A 16447-nucleotide genomic window follows, 5' to 3' on the forward strand; every position below is an offset into this window, starting at 1 on the left:
CTGAAACGCTCAAAGCAAATAATTCGCTAAACCATGCGCCCTTACCTAGGCATCGCGGAGCCTCCTTACGGCGTCTGCGCTGGAGCCTCCCTGCTTAGAAAATTAGAGTAGGGAAAATAAATCTGTCCCCTTTATGCTCCCTTGGGCTCCTTTACCCCTTATGGTCATAGTGATTCGTCATCCAAAGGTTTCCTGACGTTTTTTAAAAATTCCCGCTTTATCGCTCCATATTTAAAAAAGTTCTCTTTGGCATTGTTCAGACTTATCCCGTTAGCACCACCATCATAATCAGGGTCTTTATTCTGAGCAATGTCATCTTCCCAGTAACACACGGGACATATTTCATAAGTTCCGCACGGCTCCTCATCAAAAGTTAAGTATCCACAGCACGGGCAAGGATATCTCACTGGGCTCTCCTTACTGCCTATTCCAATAGTTAATGCCGTCCTGAGGCCTGAACATGGTACGCGGCGCACCATTTGCGTCCTTTACCCCGAAGGTATTGGTTTTTGGATCGAATAGTAGTGTATCACCATTTGGGCGTGTCTTGGTTAACGTCCCCGGGGGCGGACTACTCAAGAAATTCTGCGTACCTTCAACGTACTGCTTGGCATTTTTAAACTCTGGAAACTCGCCCTTGTGCTTCTGCCAATGTCCAAATGCATTTTCAATGGCTGATTTACTTTTCGTTGAAGTCCATAGTGCATTCTTTAAAGCATCAGAAGAAAACTTCTTCTCCAGAGCCTCCAACGCCTCTTTAGACAGCTTACCACCAGCCTTCTCAATAGCTGCTGCCTTCCCCCCAGGCGTTGGATAAAGTACATCGACGGCTATCGCAGCATACTCTTCCCAGGACTCCGGCTCAAACAACGTTTCTCTCAGGCTCGCAGGAGAAAACTCACTATTCAGAAACTGAACCACTTTCGGGTTCAAATCTGAAACGCTTTTGGCTTCGCCACTGGCTATTTTTTGCAGGTCAGCAAGCACTGTCTCCGGCTCGAGATCAGCATACTTGCCTTGTTCATGAAGCGCACTCATTCCTCTTTTCAGTCGACTCAGAGCGTCCCGGTGAACCTGCTGATTGTAGGCCGTTGCATTCTTGGCAATCTCTGCCCCTTTCGCAACATCTCCATCAACTACAGTAGCAGCAAGAAGACCTGTTAGCTGTGAGGCCATAAGCTCTAGCTTTTCTTCGCCACCGGCCATGTTAGACAGCACATTGACAAGCGCTTCGTTAGCCCCTGCTGCCATAGCCCCAGTTTTGAAGTCTCCACCTGTTGCCTGAGCGAGCAATCCTCCCATCAAGGCATGCGCCATAACTTTTTGCGGAGAGCCAGAATCAAACTTTCCATCAGCCCAATCACCGATGAGATTGAACCCAGCAGCCATAGCCAAGTTTGTTGCTTGACCGGCCATTGCATCACCTAAGTTGTCTGCAAAACTTCCACCAAACGCGGCAGTTTGAATACCCGCTTGAGAGAGACCTTGAATGATAGAATAGGTGGCGAACCCACCTAGACCACTCATAGTGCTCAGGTCAAATCCTTTAGTGACTTTATTGACGTTGTCGGTGCTTACACCAAACATCTCATCCAGTTGCGGACTGACCAAATAAGCTGTCGCACCCGCAACGGCATATCCCTTCAAAGCATTGGAGCTCGTCGCAAACTTCAGCCCCTTTCCGAAGTCACCGCCATTGTTTATGGTCCCGGTCGCAAGATTGCTGGCCATTGCGCCATACACCGGGCCGAGGTAAGCAGCTGCAACGATGGCAATGGCCAGTGACGGCGCAGCCCCCAACCCCGAGTTGCTGTACTTCCAGCTATCGTGCACCTCCTGCACCCTGCGCCAGTCCACATCCCCGCGCTGCTCGGCCTCCTTCAGCCACGCCAGTTGCGGATCCGCCTGCACCATCGCGTCGATGGTCTGGCTCACGGTCTTCTGGTCGATATGCTTGAGGTCGATCTTCAGCCCTTCCACGGCCTTGATCGCCAGATTCCCCTGGACCACGATCTGGCTCTGGCGCACGGTTTCGTCGGTCTGGCCCTTGCCCTTCGACGACTGCCACGCCAGGTCGCCCTTGCTCTTCTCGTGGCTCTCCTGGTGCAGGTCCTTCACCGCCTCGAAGGTCACCGCGCCGCCGCTGACGATGGCCAGGTCGTTGCCCGATTCCAGCTTCGCGCCCTGGTAGGTCTGGTCGCCGCCGCTGAGCAGGGTGAGGTCGCCGCCGCTGCTGATCTGGCTGCCCACCGCCTTGACGTCGGTGACTTCGTCTCGCCGGGTTTCCTTGCGGCCGAAGTCGCCTTTCTTCTTCTTGTCGTACAGGTAGTAGTTGCTGTCGTTGGCGGCCAGCAGTTCCAGTTTGTCGCCGGCCACCAGGTAGGCTTCGTCGCCGGCGCTGGCCTGGCTCGCGATCAGGCGCAGGTCCTGTCCGGCATTGATCGCCAGGTCGCCGCCGGCATCCACGCGGGTGCCTTGCTGGGCGACCTTGTCTTCCTGGTAGGTGACCTTCCTGGTCTTGCTGTAGGCATGCTCCTCGTTCGCCGCCGCCGCCAGGGTCACGTCACGCCCGGCGGAGAGGGCGATGTCGCGGCGCGCTTCGAGGGCGCTGGCCACTGCGCTGAGGTCGCGCCCGGCGCTGACGTTCAGGTCCCGCCCGGCGCTGACTTCGGCGCCAAGCTGGGTCACGCTCTGTAGCCGCGACGTGCTCCAGCGGGTCTGGCCCTGGCGGTCCTCGACGGCGGCGACGGTGACGTCGCGTCCGGCGTCGAGGCTGAGGTCGCCGCGGCTCTGCAGCACCCCGCCGAGGTTGGCGATGTCGCGTCCGGCCTGGACGTTCAGGCTGTTCGCCGCCTCCACCCGCGCGGCGCTGTCGGCGAAGCTGCGCTCCCAGGTGCGGCCGTCGAGCGCGCTGTCGTAGCGGGTCACGCTGCGTTCGTTGATCACGTCGCCGGTCAGCGCGGTGAGGCTCACGTCGCGCCCGGCGATGACCCCGCCCTGGCGGTTGCGGATCGAGTCGCCGGCGAGCAGGTCGAGGCGCTTGCCGGCCTCGATCAGGCCGCTGTTGTCGAGGTTGTCGGCCGTCGCCGAGAGGTCGTTCCGCGCGCGCAGGGTGCCGACGTTATGCAGGTCGCCGCCGCTCACCAGCTTCACGTCGCGGCCCTGGATCAGCGCACCGTTGGGTGCCAGCCGACCCTCCGCCTGGGCCAGGTAGACCACCGGCGCGAGGACCTTCTCGCCGTTCACCTCGACCTCTTCCAGCCAGACGATGTCGTGGGTCAGCGCCGCCATCTGCTCCGCGCTCAGACCCACACCCAGTTGCAGGTGCAGTTGGTCCTTGTAAGCGATGGCGTTGTCCATCAGGTAGCGGAACAGTGCCTCGTCGCTGCTCAGCCCGTCGATGTAGCGCTGGCCGGTGCGCGCCACCACCGCGTCGCGGATCAGCCGCTGCTCGTAGAGACCGTCGCCGAGACGCTTCTTGCTAGCGTCCGGGTTCATGCCCAGGCCGCTGAGCAAGTAGTCCGAGTTGAGGAACTGCTTCAGTTCGGTGAGCGCCGGGTTGGTCTCGATCAGGTACTTGTGGCTGGCGCTCGGCGTGGCGTTGCCGGGCACGCCCTGGACCCGGGCGACGCCCGGCAGGCTACCGCCGAGCGCGCTGCCGCCCTGACCCTGGACGTTGGCCGCGCCAGCCAGGCCATCGACTCGCACGCCCTGGCCCTGCCAGGTACCGGCGACGTTGCCGGCGCCTTGCTGGCCGACCGAGACGCCGCTACCGCCCTGGGTGCGGTCGGCGCCGGCACCGAGCGCGGCGCTGCCATTGCCGTCCTCGGCGAAGCGCGAGCTGAGACGGAACAGGCCGTTGTCGCCCTGGGGCAGGCTGAAGCCGGGCAGGGTAACCGGGTTGACCTGGCGCCGCGCCAGGTCGGGCGGCAGTTGCGAGGTCAGCGGCACGACCACCGAAACCCCGCTGCCGCCCACCGCGCTGTCGCCCACCTGGCGGCCGCTGCCGACGAAGGTGTAGCCGGGGCGGGTGACGCCGTTGTCGATGCGCGTGCTGGCATTGACCGTGACGTCGCCGGCGGCCTGGATCACCGCTGCGTAGGACTGGTCGCCACTGCTGATCGGGGTCGGCCCCTTGCTCGGGAATTCGTACTCGAAGGACCAGTCGCTGAGGATCGCGTTGAGCGCGGCGGGGATCTCGCCCGCGCGCGCCGGGTCGAAATTGGCGCTCTGGTACCAGTAGAGGTTGGTGAAGTTGCGCGACTTCAGGTCGATGCCGCCGATATCGCCGCCGCGAGCGGTACGCAGCACGCGGATGGTTTCCAGCTCGCCGGTTTCCAGGCCCTGGTTGTCGAGGACTTCGAGGTTGGCGGTGAGGTTGCCGCCGCTGCCGATCAGGCTGGAAAGGTTGTTCAGGGTGCCGCCGTCGATGGCGAAGTCGCCTCCGGCCAGCAGTTGCCCCATGGCGCTGCTGGCGGTGACCTCGGTCTTGTCGCGCTGGGTGATGGTCCAGATGGCGTTGCGCTTGCCGCTGCAGTCGCCCGCGTTGACGCCTTCGATGCAGGCGGTCTGCTCCATCTTCGCGGTGTACAGACCCGACTTGCTTTCCAGCACGGCGCGACGGTTCTCGATCAGGCTGGCACGCAGGCTGAAGTCCTTGCCGCTCTCGATCACCCCGGAAAGGTTGCGCAGGCTGGCGGCACGGTTGCCGGCATCGTCGCGGGCGATATCCAGCCTGCCGAGGCTGTACACATCCCCGTAGAGGTTGGTGATGTCGCCGGCGCGCAGGGTCATGTCGGCGCCACTGAACAGCAACCCGCGCTCGTTGAGCAGGGCGTGCGCGTTCAATCGCAGGTTGCCGCCGCCGCCCAGGGTGCCGTAGTTGTTCAGGCTCGCGGCGCTGGCCACGAGGTCGCCGGCAGCGGTGATCCGCCCACGGTTGACCAGCAGGTTGCCGGCGCCAAGCGTGACATTGGCGCCGCCGGCGAGGCTGGCGGCATTGCCGAGGTCGAGGCTGGCGGCGTTCAGGGCGAAGTCGCCGAGGCTGGTGGCGCGGCCGTTGCCACGGTAGCCGCCGCTCAGGTCGAGTCGCAAGCTGCCGTCGCTGGCCAGCAGGCCGTCGTTGCTCCAGTCGCCGCCGCGGCCAGTGAAGGACTGCACCGCCAGCAGCTTGCCCTCGGCCGTCTGGCGGAAGGTGCCGATGTCCAGGTTCAGGCGTCCGGCTTGCAGCACGCTGCTGTTGGTCCATTCGCTGGCGCGGATGTCCAGCAGGCCATTGGTGGTCAGTTCGCCGCCGGCGCGGATCACCTGCGCGGAATCCAGGCCGAAGGTGCCGTTGCCAGTGTGGAGGATGCGCCCGCCGGCGTTGGCCAGGCTGCCCAGTTGCAGGTCGAGGTCCTGGTTGGCGCTTTCCAGCACGCCGTAGGCGTTGTTCAGGCCGCCAGCGACCAGCCGTGTACTGCCGCTGCGGCCGAGGGCGCGCAGGCTGCCGCCGCTGTTGTCGATCGCGGCGGCGCGCAGGTGCAGCTCGCTCTCGCTTTCCAACTGGCCGAAGCGGTTGGCCAGCGCGCCGGCCAGGCTGAAGTCGATGCGCCCGGCGCCGACCTTGCCGCCCTGGCCCGCCGCCGCGCCCTGGTTGAGGAAGCGCTGGCCGTCGAGGCTGAGCAGGCCGCTGGCGTAGAGGCCGCCGCCCTGGTTGTCGAAGTCGGCGGTGACGATGCGGTTGTCGCCGCCCAGCGCCGAGAGATGGCCCTGCTGGTTGCGCACGCCTTGCCCGGCGCGAATCTCCAGCGACTGCGCCTGGGTGACGCCGGCGCTGTTGTCGAACAGCCCGGTGACCAGCTTCAGCCAACCCTTGGCGCTGTTGAGCACGCCGCCGGCGCCGTTGTCGAGGCTGCCGCTCTGTAGGTCGAGGTTGCCGGCCCGGCTGTCCAGGCGGCCGCCCTGGTTGTCCAGCGCGCCGCCGATACGCAGCCGGTTGTCGCCCTGGGCCTGGAGCGTGCCCTGGCGGTTGTCCAGGCTGCCGGCCTGCACCTCGAGGGCGCCGGCCTGGCTGAAGATCAGGCCGTCCTGCTGGTTGCGCAGGGCGCCGCCGCCCAGGCGCAGGCTCATGCCGGCCTGGCTGGCGAGGGTGCCGGAGGCGCTGTTGCCGAGGCTGCCGGCGCTGATCTCCAGCAGCCCCTGGCTTACCAGCTTGCCGCCGCGGTTGTCGACGCTGGCGCTGCGCAGCAGCAGGTCGCCGCCGCTGGCCAGGCGCGCCGCGCCGGTGTTGACCAGGGCGCCGCCGAGGATGGCGTCGAGCCGGCCCTGGCTGATCAACTGGCCGTCGCTGTTATCCAGGCTGGCGCCCTTGAGCAGCAGGCTGCCGCCGTTGATCCGGCCGCCGGCGTTGTTCAGCAGCGTATCGTCGCGCTCGAAGCTCAGCGCGCGCTGCGCCGAGACCAGGCCGCCCTGGCCGTTGTCCAGCTTCCCGGCGATGCTCAGGGTCACGTCGCTTTCGCCGGAGACGATGCCCTGGGCGTTATCCAGGCTGGCGGCGTCGATCCGTTGCGCGCCCTTGCTGACCAGGGCGCCCTGGCCGTGGTTGTCCAGCGCGCCGCCGAGGCTGATGGCCAGCTCGCCGTCCTTGCTCGAAAGGGTGCCGCCGGCGCTGTTGTCCAGGCTCCCGCCTGTCACCGTCAGGCCCTGCCATCCGGAGAGCAGGCCGGCGCCGGCGTTGCCCAGCGCGTCGGCGTCCAGGCGCAGTTTCCCGGCGCTGATGATGCGCCCCTGCTGGCCGTTGTCGATGCGCCTGGCCAGCAGCTCGAAGCCCTGCTGGCTGGAAATCTCGCCGCCCTGGCGGTTGTCGAGGACGTTCAGCCGCTCGATGCTCAGCGGGCCGCGGGCACTGATCAGGCCGCCCTGGTTGTCCAGGTCGCCGCCTCGCAGGTCGAGACTGACGCCGCGCTCGCCGATCAGCCGACCCTGGCGTTGCACCAGGCGCTCGACCGTCAGGCGCAGGTCGCCCCGGGCGGAGATTTCGCCGCCGTCGGCGGAGTCGACGCGCCCTGCCGCCAGTTCCAGTTCGCCGTCGCTGGTGAGCAGGCCGCCACGGTTGTCCAGGTTGGCGGCGCTCAGGCGCAGCGACTGCTTGCCACTGAGGGCGCCGCCACGGTTGTCGAGGTCGGCGCTGCTGACGTCCAGCACTCCCTGGCTGATCAGTTGGCCACCCTCGGCGTTGTCCAGCGCGCCAGTGACGACGCTCAGGCCGGCGTTGCCGGAGAGCAGGCCCTTGCCGCTGTTGTCCAGCGAGGCGCTGGCGAGCGTCAGGCGGGCGCCGGAGACGGTGCCTTCGGCGTGGTTGTCCAGCGCGCCGTCGACGCGCAGGTCGATGCCGGCGCGGCTGGCCAGGGTGCCCTTGGCGCTGTTGTCCAGGCGAGCGGCCGCGATGTCCAGGCCGGCGGCGCCGGAGATCACCCCGGCCAGGCTGTTGTCCAGGGCCTGGGCGATGCGCAGGGTCAGGCTGTCGGCGCCGATCAGGCGCCCGCCGCGGTTGTCCAGGCTGGCGGCGGCGAGGGTGAAGGCGCGGTCGCTGGAGATTTCCCCGCCGGCGCCGTTGTCCACCGCGCCGAGCTGGCGCAGCAGCAGCGCGCCGGGCGTGGCGATCAGGCCGCCGTCGCGGTTGACCAGCGTGCCGCCATTGAGGTCGAGGGTGACGCCGGTTTCGCTGACCAGAACGCCGCCTCCGCGCTGGTCGAGGCCTTTCAGGTTGGCGTCGAGCAGGCCCTTGGCGCTGATCCGGCCCTGCTGGCCGTTGTCCAGCCGGGCGGCCACCAGGGTGATGCCGGCGTTGCTGCCGATGCCGCCGTTGCGGCTGTTGTCCAGCACGCCGGTGCGGATATCCACCGCGCCCTTGGCGCTGATCACGCCGGAACGGCTGTTGTCGAGGCTGGCGCCCTTCAGCGTCACGCCGGCATCGCTGAGCAGCCTGCCGCCCTGGTTGTCCAGCGCGGCCTGGCTGGTCAGCGCCAGCGCACCGGCGCTGGAGAAGGTTCCGCCACGGTTGTCCAGGCGCGCGGCGCGCGCCGTCAGGCTGCCTTCGCTGACCAGCGCGCCGCCCTGGTTGTCCAGCACGCCGCCGAGGCTCACGCTCAGGCTGTTCTGGCTGTCGAGCCGACCGCCGTCGCCGTTGAACAGTTCGCCGCCGTCCAGGCTCAGGCCGTCGCGCCCGGCCAGCACCCCCTTGGCCTGGTTCAGCAGGCGCTGCACGGTGAGGCGCAGGCCGCTGTCGCCGATGACCTTGCCGCCGCGGTTGTCCAGTTGCTCGCGGGCGTTCACGGCGACCTTCGAGGTGCTGGAAATCTCGCCGGCGCGGTTGTCGACCTGCCGCGCCTCGATAGCGATGCCGCCATTCGCGGCGATCAGCCCGGACTGGCTGTTGTCGAGCGTGTCGGCCGCGACCTTCAGGGTCTTTTCGCTGACCAGTTCGCCACCTTGCTGGGCCAGGCTGCCAAGCGTCGCCTGCAGGTCGCCCTTGGCGGCGATACGCCCTCCGGCGTTGCCGACGGCGTTCGCTGCGAGGTCCAGGCGGCCATCGCTGAGCAGCTTGCCACCCTGGTCGTTGCGCAGGCTGGCGACCTCCACGCGCACGCCAGCCTTGCCGCTGGCGCTGCCGCCGTCGCGGTTGTCGAAGGCTCCTCCCGTGGCGCTCAGGCCAGCGTCGGCCACCAGCACGCCGCCACGGTTGTCCAGGCTGGCGCCGTGGACGTTCAACTCGCTGCGGCTCGACAGCAGGCCGCCGGCGCGGTTGTCCAGTTGCCCCACCGTCACGCGCTGCGCGCCCTGGCTGAGCAGGTTGCCTTCATCGCGGTTGTCCAGCAGGCCGCCGAGGCTGACCTCCAGGCCGCCCCGGCTGCTCAGCGTGCCCTTACCGCTGTTGTCCAGGCTGCGCGCCCGCAGGTCGAGGCGGTTGGCCGCGGAGAACAAGCCGAGGCGGTTGTCGATGGCACCGCTGGCGACCACCAGCAGGTCGTCGCCGATCAGCTTGCCGCCGCGATTGTCGAGGCTGCCGACGCGGGCCTCGACGCGCTTGCCGGAGACTTCGCCGTCCCCCCGGTTGACCAGCGCCTGGGCGCTGATGCGGGTGGACTGCTGGCTGCCGAGCAGGCCTTGCTGGCCGTTGTCGAGCGTCGCCGCGCCGACCTCCAGGTCGTTCAGGCCGATCACCTGGCCGCCACGGTTGTCGAGATCGCCACGGGTCTTGACCACGGCGCGGTCACGGCTCTGCAACAGGCCGTCCTGGCGGTTGTCCAGGCTGCTCGCCTCGACCCGCAGTTCGCCCTCGGCGAGCAGCTTGCCGCCACGGTTGTCCAGGTGCCCGGCGTCGACCCGGACGGTCGCCCCCTTCAGGCTGCCGCCCTGGTTGTCCAGCGCCTGGCTCGCCTTCGCTTCCAGCGCGCGGCTGGCCACCAGGCTGCCGGCGTTGCGCAGGGTGCCGCTGCGCAGCTCGAGGTCGCCGCGCGCGTTGCGTCGCTCGTCTGGCTCGACGCCGGCTTCGATCACCCCGGCGTTGTCGATATGCGCCGCCTCCAGCGCGATGCGTTCGCGCGCCGCCAGGCTCTGCCGGTTGACCAGTTCCTCCGCGCTGCGAATCTCGGCGCTGCCGCCGGCGTAGGTCTTGCCGTTCAGCTCCACGGCCTGGGCCGCGATCTTCAGGTCGCCCTGGCTGGAGGCCTGGGCCAGGCTCAGCTTGCCGCTGGCGTCGATGCGGATGTCGCCGCCGCTGGCGGCCATGTCGCCGGCCAGCTTCACCCCCACGCCCTGCTCGGTGCCGACCAGGCGGATCGCCCCGGCGTACATCCCGCCCAGCGCCGAGCTGTCGATCGCCAGCTGTGGCTTCTCGCTGCCATCGGCGGCGCGCGGCGTGGCCTGCAGGCTGTCGGCCTGGACGTCGTTGCGGCCGGTGACGATGTTGAGGTTCTTCGCGTAGAGCTTGGCGTTGAGCTTGGCGCTGCGGGTGATCAGGTCGAACTGTTCGAGGTTGCCGACGTTCAGTTCGGCGCCTTCGACGACGATGTCGCCGCCGTCCACCTGGAAGCGCTCCAGGCGCTGGCCGTCCATGATCGGCTTGCCGGTGGTGAGGGTCGCGCGCGGCGTGTTGATGAAGCCGCAGCCCTGGCAGGTGATGCCGTGCGGGTTGGCGACGATCACCCGCGCCGACTGCCCGGCCACCTCGGTGTAGCCGGCCAGGGTGCTGCGGTTGCCGCCGGTGACCTGGTTGAGGATCACCTGCGCCGCCTGGCCCTTGAGGTTGGGGTTGCCGAGGATGATCCCGCCGAGCTGGGTACCCTGGGTCTTGCCGGTGGCGTTGTTGAGGATCAGCCCGTTGGCGCCGACGTTGTAGTCGCGGAAATGGTTGTTCGACAGTCCGGCGCCGTTGGGCGTGGCGATATTGACGACGGGCACGCCGTTGCCCGCCTGGCCCAGGCCGGTGTTGCCGCCGGCGGCCTTGTCCAGCGCCAGCCCCGCCGCCGTGGCGACGATCGGGTTGAGGAACAGGATGCCGGCCAGGGACAGGGCGATGCACTGGTTCAGCGGGCTGCGGATGTCCATATCGTTACTCCTTGGCGGGTAGGGGCCCGGCGAGGTTAAGCAAGGTTTTCCAAGGAAAGGGCCTCGATGCAGGTAGGCGCTTTCCTAAAGCGTTCAGGAGGTCGCCGCGTCTTCAGAAGAACGCGTCGACCCGGAAATAGATGGGGTGCTCGCGCCGCTCGATGGCGCTGGGCCGCTCCAGCGAGCGGGCGAAGCCGACGCTGGCGGCGAAATAGCGGCCGCGGGCATCCAGTTCGATGGCGTTGCCGCTCATGCGCCCGCTGGCGCCGTCGTTGTAGCGGTCGTGGCGGATCACGCCGACGTCGTAGGCGAAGGCCACGCCGTATTCCTGCAGCCAGGGCCGCAGCGGCGCCCATTCCACCGCGCGCCGCCAGCGCAACTGGTTGCGCCAGTAGCCGCCGCTGTCGCCGGTCAGGGTCTGGTCCTTGAAGCCGCGCACCGAGCTGTTGCCGCCGAGGCTGATGCGCTGCGGGCTGAACAGCACGTCCTCGCTCCTTTGCCCGGTGGCCAGGCTGTCGAAGCTGAAGCGCTCGCCCCATAGCTGGAACGGCTGCAGGTAGCTGAGGGTCAGGCTGTACTTGTCGTAGCGCGCATTCGGATCGCCCGCGTGCGGGTGGCCGCGACCTTGCGCGCCAAGGGCGCCGATGCCCTGCTGCCAGCCGAGGTCGAGGTTGACGAAGCCACTGCCGATCCGCCGGCCATGGTTGAAGCCGAGCTGGGTCTCGGTGATCCGCGTGCTCTGGTCTTCCAGGCGGGTGTCTTCGACATAGTTGTTGGTGCGCTGGTGGCTGAGCCCCAGGCTCATGGCGGTCTTGCTCACGCCGTCGCGGTGCAGCACGCGTTCGGCGCGGAACTGATGGCTGCGGCTGTCGCCATCGAGCTTGAAGGGGAAGCCGCTGGCCTCGTTGCGCGTGCGGTAGTCGCTCTGGCTGTAGCCGTAGGTGAAGGTCCACCAGCCCCAGGGCAGGGTGTAGAACAGGCTCTGGCTGTCGGAATGGCGCCAGCGGTCGGTCACCGCGTCGCGGTTGGCGCGCAGGTTGAGCTGGTCGGCCAGGCCTAGCGGGCTGTCCCAGTCCAGGCCCAGGCCCATCTGCTGCTCGCCGGTGCTGACGTCGCCGTCGTTGTTGCGCGTGGCGGAGACCCGCCAGGGCTTGTCGCGCTCGCCCTTGAGACGCACCCGGCTGCCGCCGACCTCGCTGCCGGGCACCAGCTCCAGTTGCGCCTGGCGCGACGGCAGACGGCTCAACTGGTCGACCAGTTGCTCCAGTTCGCGCAGGTCGAGCAGCTCGCCGGTCCTGCCCGGAAAGCTCATCGCCAGTTCGCGCGGGCTGGCCAGCGCGGAGCTGTCCAGGCCCTCCAGGCGGCCTTCGACGACGATGATGCGCAGGGTCCCGGAGGCCAGGTCCTGCTGTGGCAGGTAGGCGCGGGTGGTGACGTAGCCGCGATCCAGGTAATGGTCGGTGACGGCCTTGAGCAGCGCATTGAGCTGGCCGACGCCCAGGCAGCGCCCCTGGTAGGGCGCCAGCAACTGGCGACGCGCGCTTTCGCCAAGGTGCCCGGCGCCTTCCAGCTCGATGCGGCGAATCTCGAAGCAGCGCTCGTCGTCGCCGGAGGCATCCGCAGCGGCGGGCGCTCCCTTGCCGGGCAGTTGCTGGAGTTCCTCCAGGCGCTTGCGCTGTTCGTCCAGCAGGCGCTGCTGGCGGTCGCGGATCAGGTCGCGGTCACCGGGGGAGGTGAAGGGGGCGGCGCTGGCCATGAGGGGCAGGCACAGGAAGATAAAGGCCAGGCGATGGAGAGCCACGATTTCATTCCTTGAAATACAGAAAGGCGCGATGTTGGCCCAGCGGCTACAGCGGGTAAGCAGGAATATTCCGAAATCCGTCTTCCATGAGTCGGACAATCCGGAATTAAGGCACAAGGCCATCTGGGCGTGCCGAAAAACCTAACACAGACTTTTGGATTAATCCGTTAGATGGCACGCTTTCTCGACGAACTGCAACAAGACCCATCGTTGGTAAGGTACTCATCGCGGCAAAAAGAAAGGGCCGGCTCCCATGGGAAAGCCGGCCCCGGATACTGCTCGTCGCAGGCGCTGCATCAGCCGCGCTGGTAGACGATTTCCTTGGTGCCGCCGTCGCAGGTGCCGACTAACTTCTTGTCGGTGACGCTGCCCTTGTCGACGATTTCCAGGGTGTAGGCAGGAACGCCGTTGGCCTTGATCTTCGCATCGATCTCGGCTTTCAGTTCCTCACAGGGCTTGGCGGCGAATGCGCTGCCCGCCACGGCAAACAGGCCGACTGCCAACATCAACTTCTTCATGAACACATTCCCTCGTTGCATGGATGAAGACCCGAACGGGTCAGGCTTGCCAAATGCGGCAAGGTTGAGACGAGCGCGCCGCCCATGGAGGCACGCCGCCCTCATAGCCTGTGCATGATCCGGCGAAGCGGAAAGACACGGCGGCCTTTCCAGGGCGCAGGCGATCGTGGACAGGTTTCCAGGGTGCCATCAGCTATTGGCGATACGGAACCCTACTTTCAGGGTCACCTGGTAATGGCCGACGGCGCCGTTCTCGATGTGCCCGCGGGTATCCACCACCTCGAACCATTCCAGATGCTGGATGCTCTTCGCCGCTTCGGCGAGGGCGTTGTTGATGGCGTCCTCGATGCTGGTCTTGGACGAGCCGACCAGTTCGATCTTCTTGTAGGTGTGGTGATTGGACATGAACTCTCTCCCCGGACGATGCCTGGTTCTTCGCGCCCGACGGGCGCCTCTGTTCAATGGACACTAGCCGAGCCGGAAAAGTGCAGCAAATCGCCAGCGCTCAGCCTGCCAACTGCTCCCGCAACCATTGCGCCAGGCGCCCGGCACGCGGATCGTGCAGGCGCGCCGGTACCCACAGGGCCAGGCGCGCATCGGTCTCGATGAAGCCCCAGGGCGCCGCCAGGCGGCCCGCGGCGAGATCGTCGCGGACCAGCGCCTCCGGGGCGATGGCCACGCCGAGGCCCGCCACCGCCGCTTCCAGCAGGTAGTAGAGATGCTCGAACCCCTGGCCATAGCGCAGCGCCTCCGCCGCCAGCCCCTGGCTCGCGGCCCAGGCCGGCCAGGCCTGGGGCCGCGAGGCGGTATGCAGCAGCGGCTCCTGCAACAGCCGCGCGGCGGGCGCCTGGGCCAGGCCGGTTTCCTGCGCCAGGCGCGGGCTGACCACCGGGCCCATGCGCTCGGGCGCCAGTTCGAAGACCTGCATGTCCGCCGGCCAGGGCGGCTCGGCGAACCAGAGCATGGCGTCCAGGCCGGGACGACGCGGATCGAACTCGCCCTCGCTGGTGGACAGTTGCAGGCGCAGGTCGGGGAGGGCACGGTTGAGCCGGTCCAGCCGCGGGATGAACCAGCGCGCCAGCAGGCTGCCGGGTACGCCGAGGACGAACGGGGCCTCGGCGGTCTGCCGGCGCAGCTCGGCACAGACGCCACGCAGTCGCTCGAACGCATCGCCGCAGGCGTCACGCAGGCGAACGCCGGAATCGGTGAGTTTTACGCCGCGTCCATCCTTGCCGAACAGGGCCACCCCGAGATCGTCCTCGAGCAACCGCACCTGCCGGCTCACGGCGCCATGGGTAACGTGCAGTTCCTCGGCCGCCAGGCTGATGCTGTGCAACCGGGCAGCGGCTTCGAAAGCGCGCAGGGCATTCAGGGAGGGCAGGTCGCGGCTCATGGCTATTCGTGAGTTTTCCTGACAGGTTTGCGCAATCTTATCGGTTTCTTTTGCCCGGCGGGGGGATTAGATTCTGCCCATACGTCATTTCCTGGAGCCCTCCATGACTTCCTATCGCAACGGCCCCGACGCCAAGGGCCTGTTCGGCCGCTTCGGCGGCCAGTACGTCGCCGAGACCCTGATGCCGCTGATCCTCGACCTCGCCCGCGAGTACGAGAAGGCCAAGGACGACCCGGCGTTCCAGGAGGAACTGGCCTACTTCCAGCGCGACTACGTCGGCCGGCCGAGCCCGCTGTACTTCGCCGAGCGCCTGACCGAGCACTGCGGCGGAGCGAAGATCTACCTCAAGCGCGAGGAGCTGAACCATACCGGCGCGCACAAGATCAACAACTGCATCGGCCAGATCCTCCTCGCCCGGCGCATGGGCAAGAAACGCATCATCGCCGAGACCGGCGCCGGCATGCACGGCGTGGCCACCGCCACCGTCGCCGCGCGATTCGGCTTGCAGTGCGTGATCTACATGGGCACCACCGACATCGACCGGCAGCAGGCCAACGTCTTCCGCATGAAGCTGCTGGGCGCCGAGGTGATCCCGGTGACCGCCGGCACCGGTACCCTGAAGGACGCCATGAACGAGGCGCTGCGCGATTGGGTGACCAACGTCGACAGCACCTTCTACCTGATCGGCACGGTCGCCGGCCCGCATCCGTACCCGGCGATGGTCCGTGACTTCCAGGCGGTGATCGGCAAGGAAACCCGCGAGCAACTGGCCGAGAAGGAAGGGCGCCTGCCCGATTCGCTGGTCGCCTGCATCGGCGGCGGCTCCAACGCCATGGGCCTGTTCCACCCGTTCCTCGACGACGCCGGGGTGCAGATCGTCGGCGTGGAAGCCGCCGGCCACGGCATCGACACCGGCAAGCACGCGGCCAGCCTGAACGGCGGGGTTCCCGGCGTGCTGCACGGCAACCGCACCTTCCTGCTGCAGGATGCGGATGGCCAGATCATCGACGCACACTCCATCTCCGCCGGCCTCGACTATCCCGGCATCGGCCCGGAACACGCCTGGCTGCACGACACCGGCCGCGTCGAGTACACCTCGATCACCGACGACGAAGCCCTGGAGGCCTTCCACACCTGCTGCCGCCTCGAAGGCATCATCCCGGCACTGGAAAGCTCCCATGCCCTGGCCGAGGTCTTCAAGCGTGCGCCCAGCCTGCCCAAGGAGCACATCATGGTGGTGAACCTGTCCGGTCGCGGCGACAAGGACATGCAGACCGTCATGCACCACATGCAACAGGAGTCGAAAGCATGAGCCGCCTGCAGACCCGCTTCGCCCAGCTCAAGCAGGAAAACCGCGCCGCCCTGGTGACCTTCGTCACCGCCGGCGACCCGGACTACGCGTCTTCCCTGGAAATCCTCAAAGGCCTGCCGGCGGCCGGAGCCGACGTGATCGAACTGGGCATGCCGTTCACCGATCCGATGGCGGACGGCCCGGCCATCCAGTTGGCCAACATCCGCGCCCTCGACGGCGGCCAGACCCTGGCCAGGACGTTGCAGATGGTCCGCGAATTCCGCAGCGGCGACAGCGAGACACCCCTGGTGCTGATGGGCTACTTCAACCCGATCCACCACTACGGCGTCGAGCGCTTCATCGCCGAGGCGAAGGAGGTGGGGGTGGACGGCCTGATCGTGGTCGACCTGCCGCCGGAGCACAACGAAGACCTCTGCCACCCGGCCCAGGCCGCCGGCCTCGACTTCATCCGCCTGACCACCCCGACCACCGGCGACCAGCGCCTGCCGACGGTGCTCGAAGGCAGTTCCGGGTTTGTCTACTACGTGTCGGTGGCCGGCGTCACCGGCGCCAACGCGGCGACCCTGGAACACGTCGAGGAAGCGGTGGCGCGCCTGCGCCGGCATACCGACCTGCCGATCGGTATCGGCTTCGGCATCCGCAGCGCCGAACACGCCGCCGCGGTCGCGCGGTTGGCCGACGGCGTGGTGGTCGGCTCGGCGCTGATCGACCGGATCGCCAAGGCCCGCGACAATGCCCAGGCGGTCAAGGATGTCCTCGCCCTGTGCGGCGAGCTGGCCGAAGGCGTGCGCAACGCACGCTGACAGACCCTGACAGCGGCATTCGCCAGGCGC

At 67.1% G+C, this 16447-nt stretch carries 8 protein-coding genes; 2 read left to right on the top strand and 6 right to left on the bottom strand.

All coding sequences use genetic code 11. The annotated features are described in order from the left end of the window. Nucleotides 1–164 precede the first annotated feature (164 nt). The 6 genes from AC4OR5_RS01145 to trpI form a co-directional block, all read right to left on the bottom strand. A complete protein-coding gene (locus tag AC4OR5_RS01145) occupies nt 165–479 on the bottom strand; it encodes a CPCC family cysteine-rich protein (protein ID WP_099887517.1) in 315 nt (104 codons plus the stop codon). Further along, a complete protein-coding gene (gene tpsA2 / locus AC4OR5_RS01150) occupies nt 418–10590 on the bottom strand; it encodes a two-partner secretion system putative hemagglutinin TpsA2 (RefSeq protein ID WP_058159884.1) in 10173 nt (3390 codons plus the stop codon). Before tpsA2 ends, AC4OR5_RS01145 begins: the two co-directional genes overlap by 62 nt. A 112-nt stretch (nt 10591–10702) precedes the next feature. Next, nucleotides 10703–12391: a two-partner secretion system transporter TpsB2 gene (tpsB2, locus tag AC4OR5_RS01155; RefSeq protein ID WP_031628933.1), complete on the bottom strand. Its 1689-nt coding sequence runs from the start codon at nt 12389–12391 to the stop codon at nt 10703–10705. Between the two features lie 296 nt (nt 12392–12687). Further along, nucleotides 12688–12915, bottom strand: coding sequence for a DUF1161 domain-containing protein (locus tag AC4OR5_RS01160; RefSeq protein WP_079992385.1), 228 nt, complete (start codon nt 12913–12915; stop codon nt 12688–12690). Nucleotides 12916–13098: 183 nt separating this feature from the next. Then, a complete protein-coding gene (locus tag AC4OR5_RS01165) occupies nt 13099–13314 on the bottom strand; it encodes a dodecin (protein WP_003097345.1) in 216 nt (71 codons plus the stop codon). A gap of 100 nt (nt 13315–13414) precedes the next feature. Beyond that, complete coding sequence (gene trpI / locus AC4OR5_RS01170) at nt 13415–14302, bottom strand: trpBA operon transcriptional activator TrpI (protein WP_003111191.1); 888 nt, start codon at nt 14300–14302, stop codon at nt 13415–13417. A gap of 103 nt (nt 14303–14405) precedes the next feature. On the opposite strand from trpI, the gene trpB reads away from it, so the two are divergent. Beyond that, nucleotides 14406–15614, top strand: coding sequence for a tryptophan synthase subunit beta (gene trpB / locus AC4OR5_RS01175; RefSeq protein WP_003097340.1), 1209 nt, complete (start codon nt 14406–14408; stop codon nt 15612–15614). Continuing rightward, nucleotides 15611–16417 (top strand): tryptophan synthase subunit alpha, encoded by an 807-nt coding sequence (gene trpA, locus AC4OR5_RS01180; protein WP_003097337.1) that lies wholly within the window; start codon nt 15611–15613, stop codon nt 16415–16417. Before trpB ends, trpA begins: the two co-directional genes overlap by 4 nt. The last annotated feature ends 30 nt before the right edge of the window (nt 16418–16447 follow it).

Source organism: Pseudomonas sp. YA1, from assembly GCF_058680555.1.

Bases quoted from the DNA above. Each gene is read 5' to 3' on its own strand.
- AC4OR5_RS01145 (WP_099887517.1), bottom strand. From the start codon at position 479: ATGGTGCGCCGCGTACCATGTTCAGGCCTCAGGACGGCATTAACTATT.
- tpsA2 (WP_058159884.1), bottom strand. From the start codon at position 10,590: ATGGACATCCGCAGCCCGCTGAACCAGTGCATCGCCCTGTCCCTGGCC.
- AC4OR5_RS01165 (WP_003097345.1), bottom strand. From the start codon at position 13,314: ATGTCCAATCACCACACCTACAAGAAGATCGAACTGGTCGGCTCGTCC.
- trpI (WP_003111191.1), bottom strand. From the start codon at position 14,302: ATGAGCCGCGACCTGCCCTCCCTGAATGCCCTGCGCGCTTTCGAAGCC.
- trpB (WP_003097340.1), top strand. From the start codon at position 14,406: ATGACTTCCTATCGCAACGGCCCCGACGCCAAGGGCCTGTTCGGCCGC.
- trpA (WP_003097337.1), top strand. From the start codon at position 15,611: ATGAGCCGCCTGCAGACCCGCTTCGCCCAGCTCAAGCAGGAAAACCGC.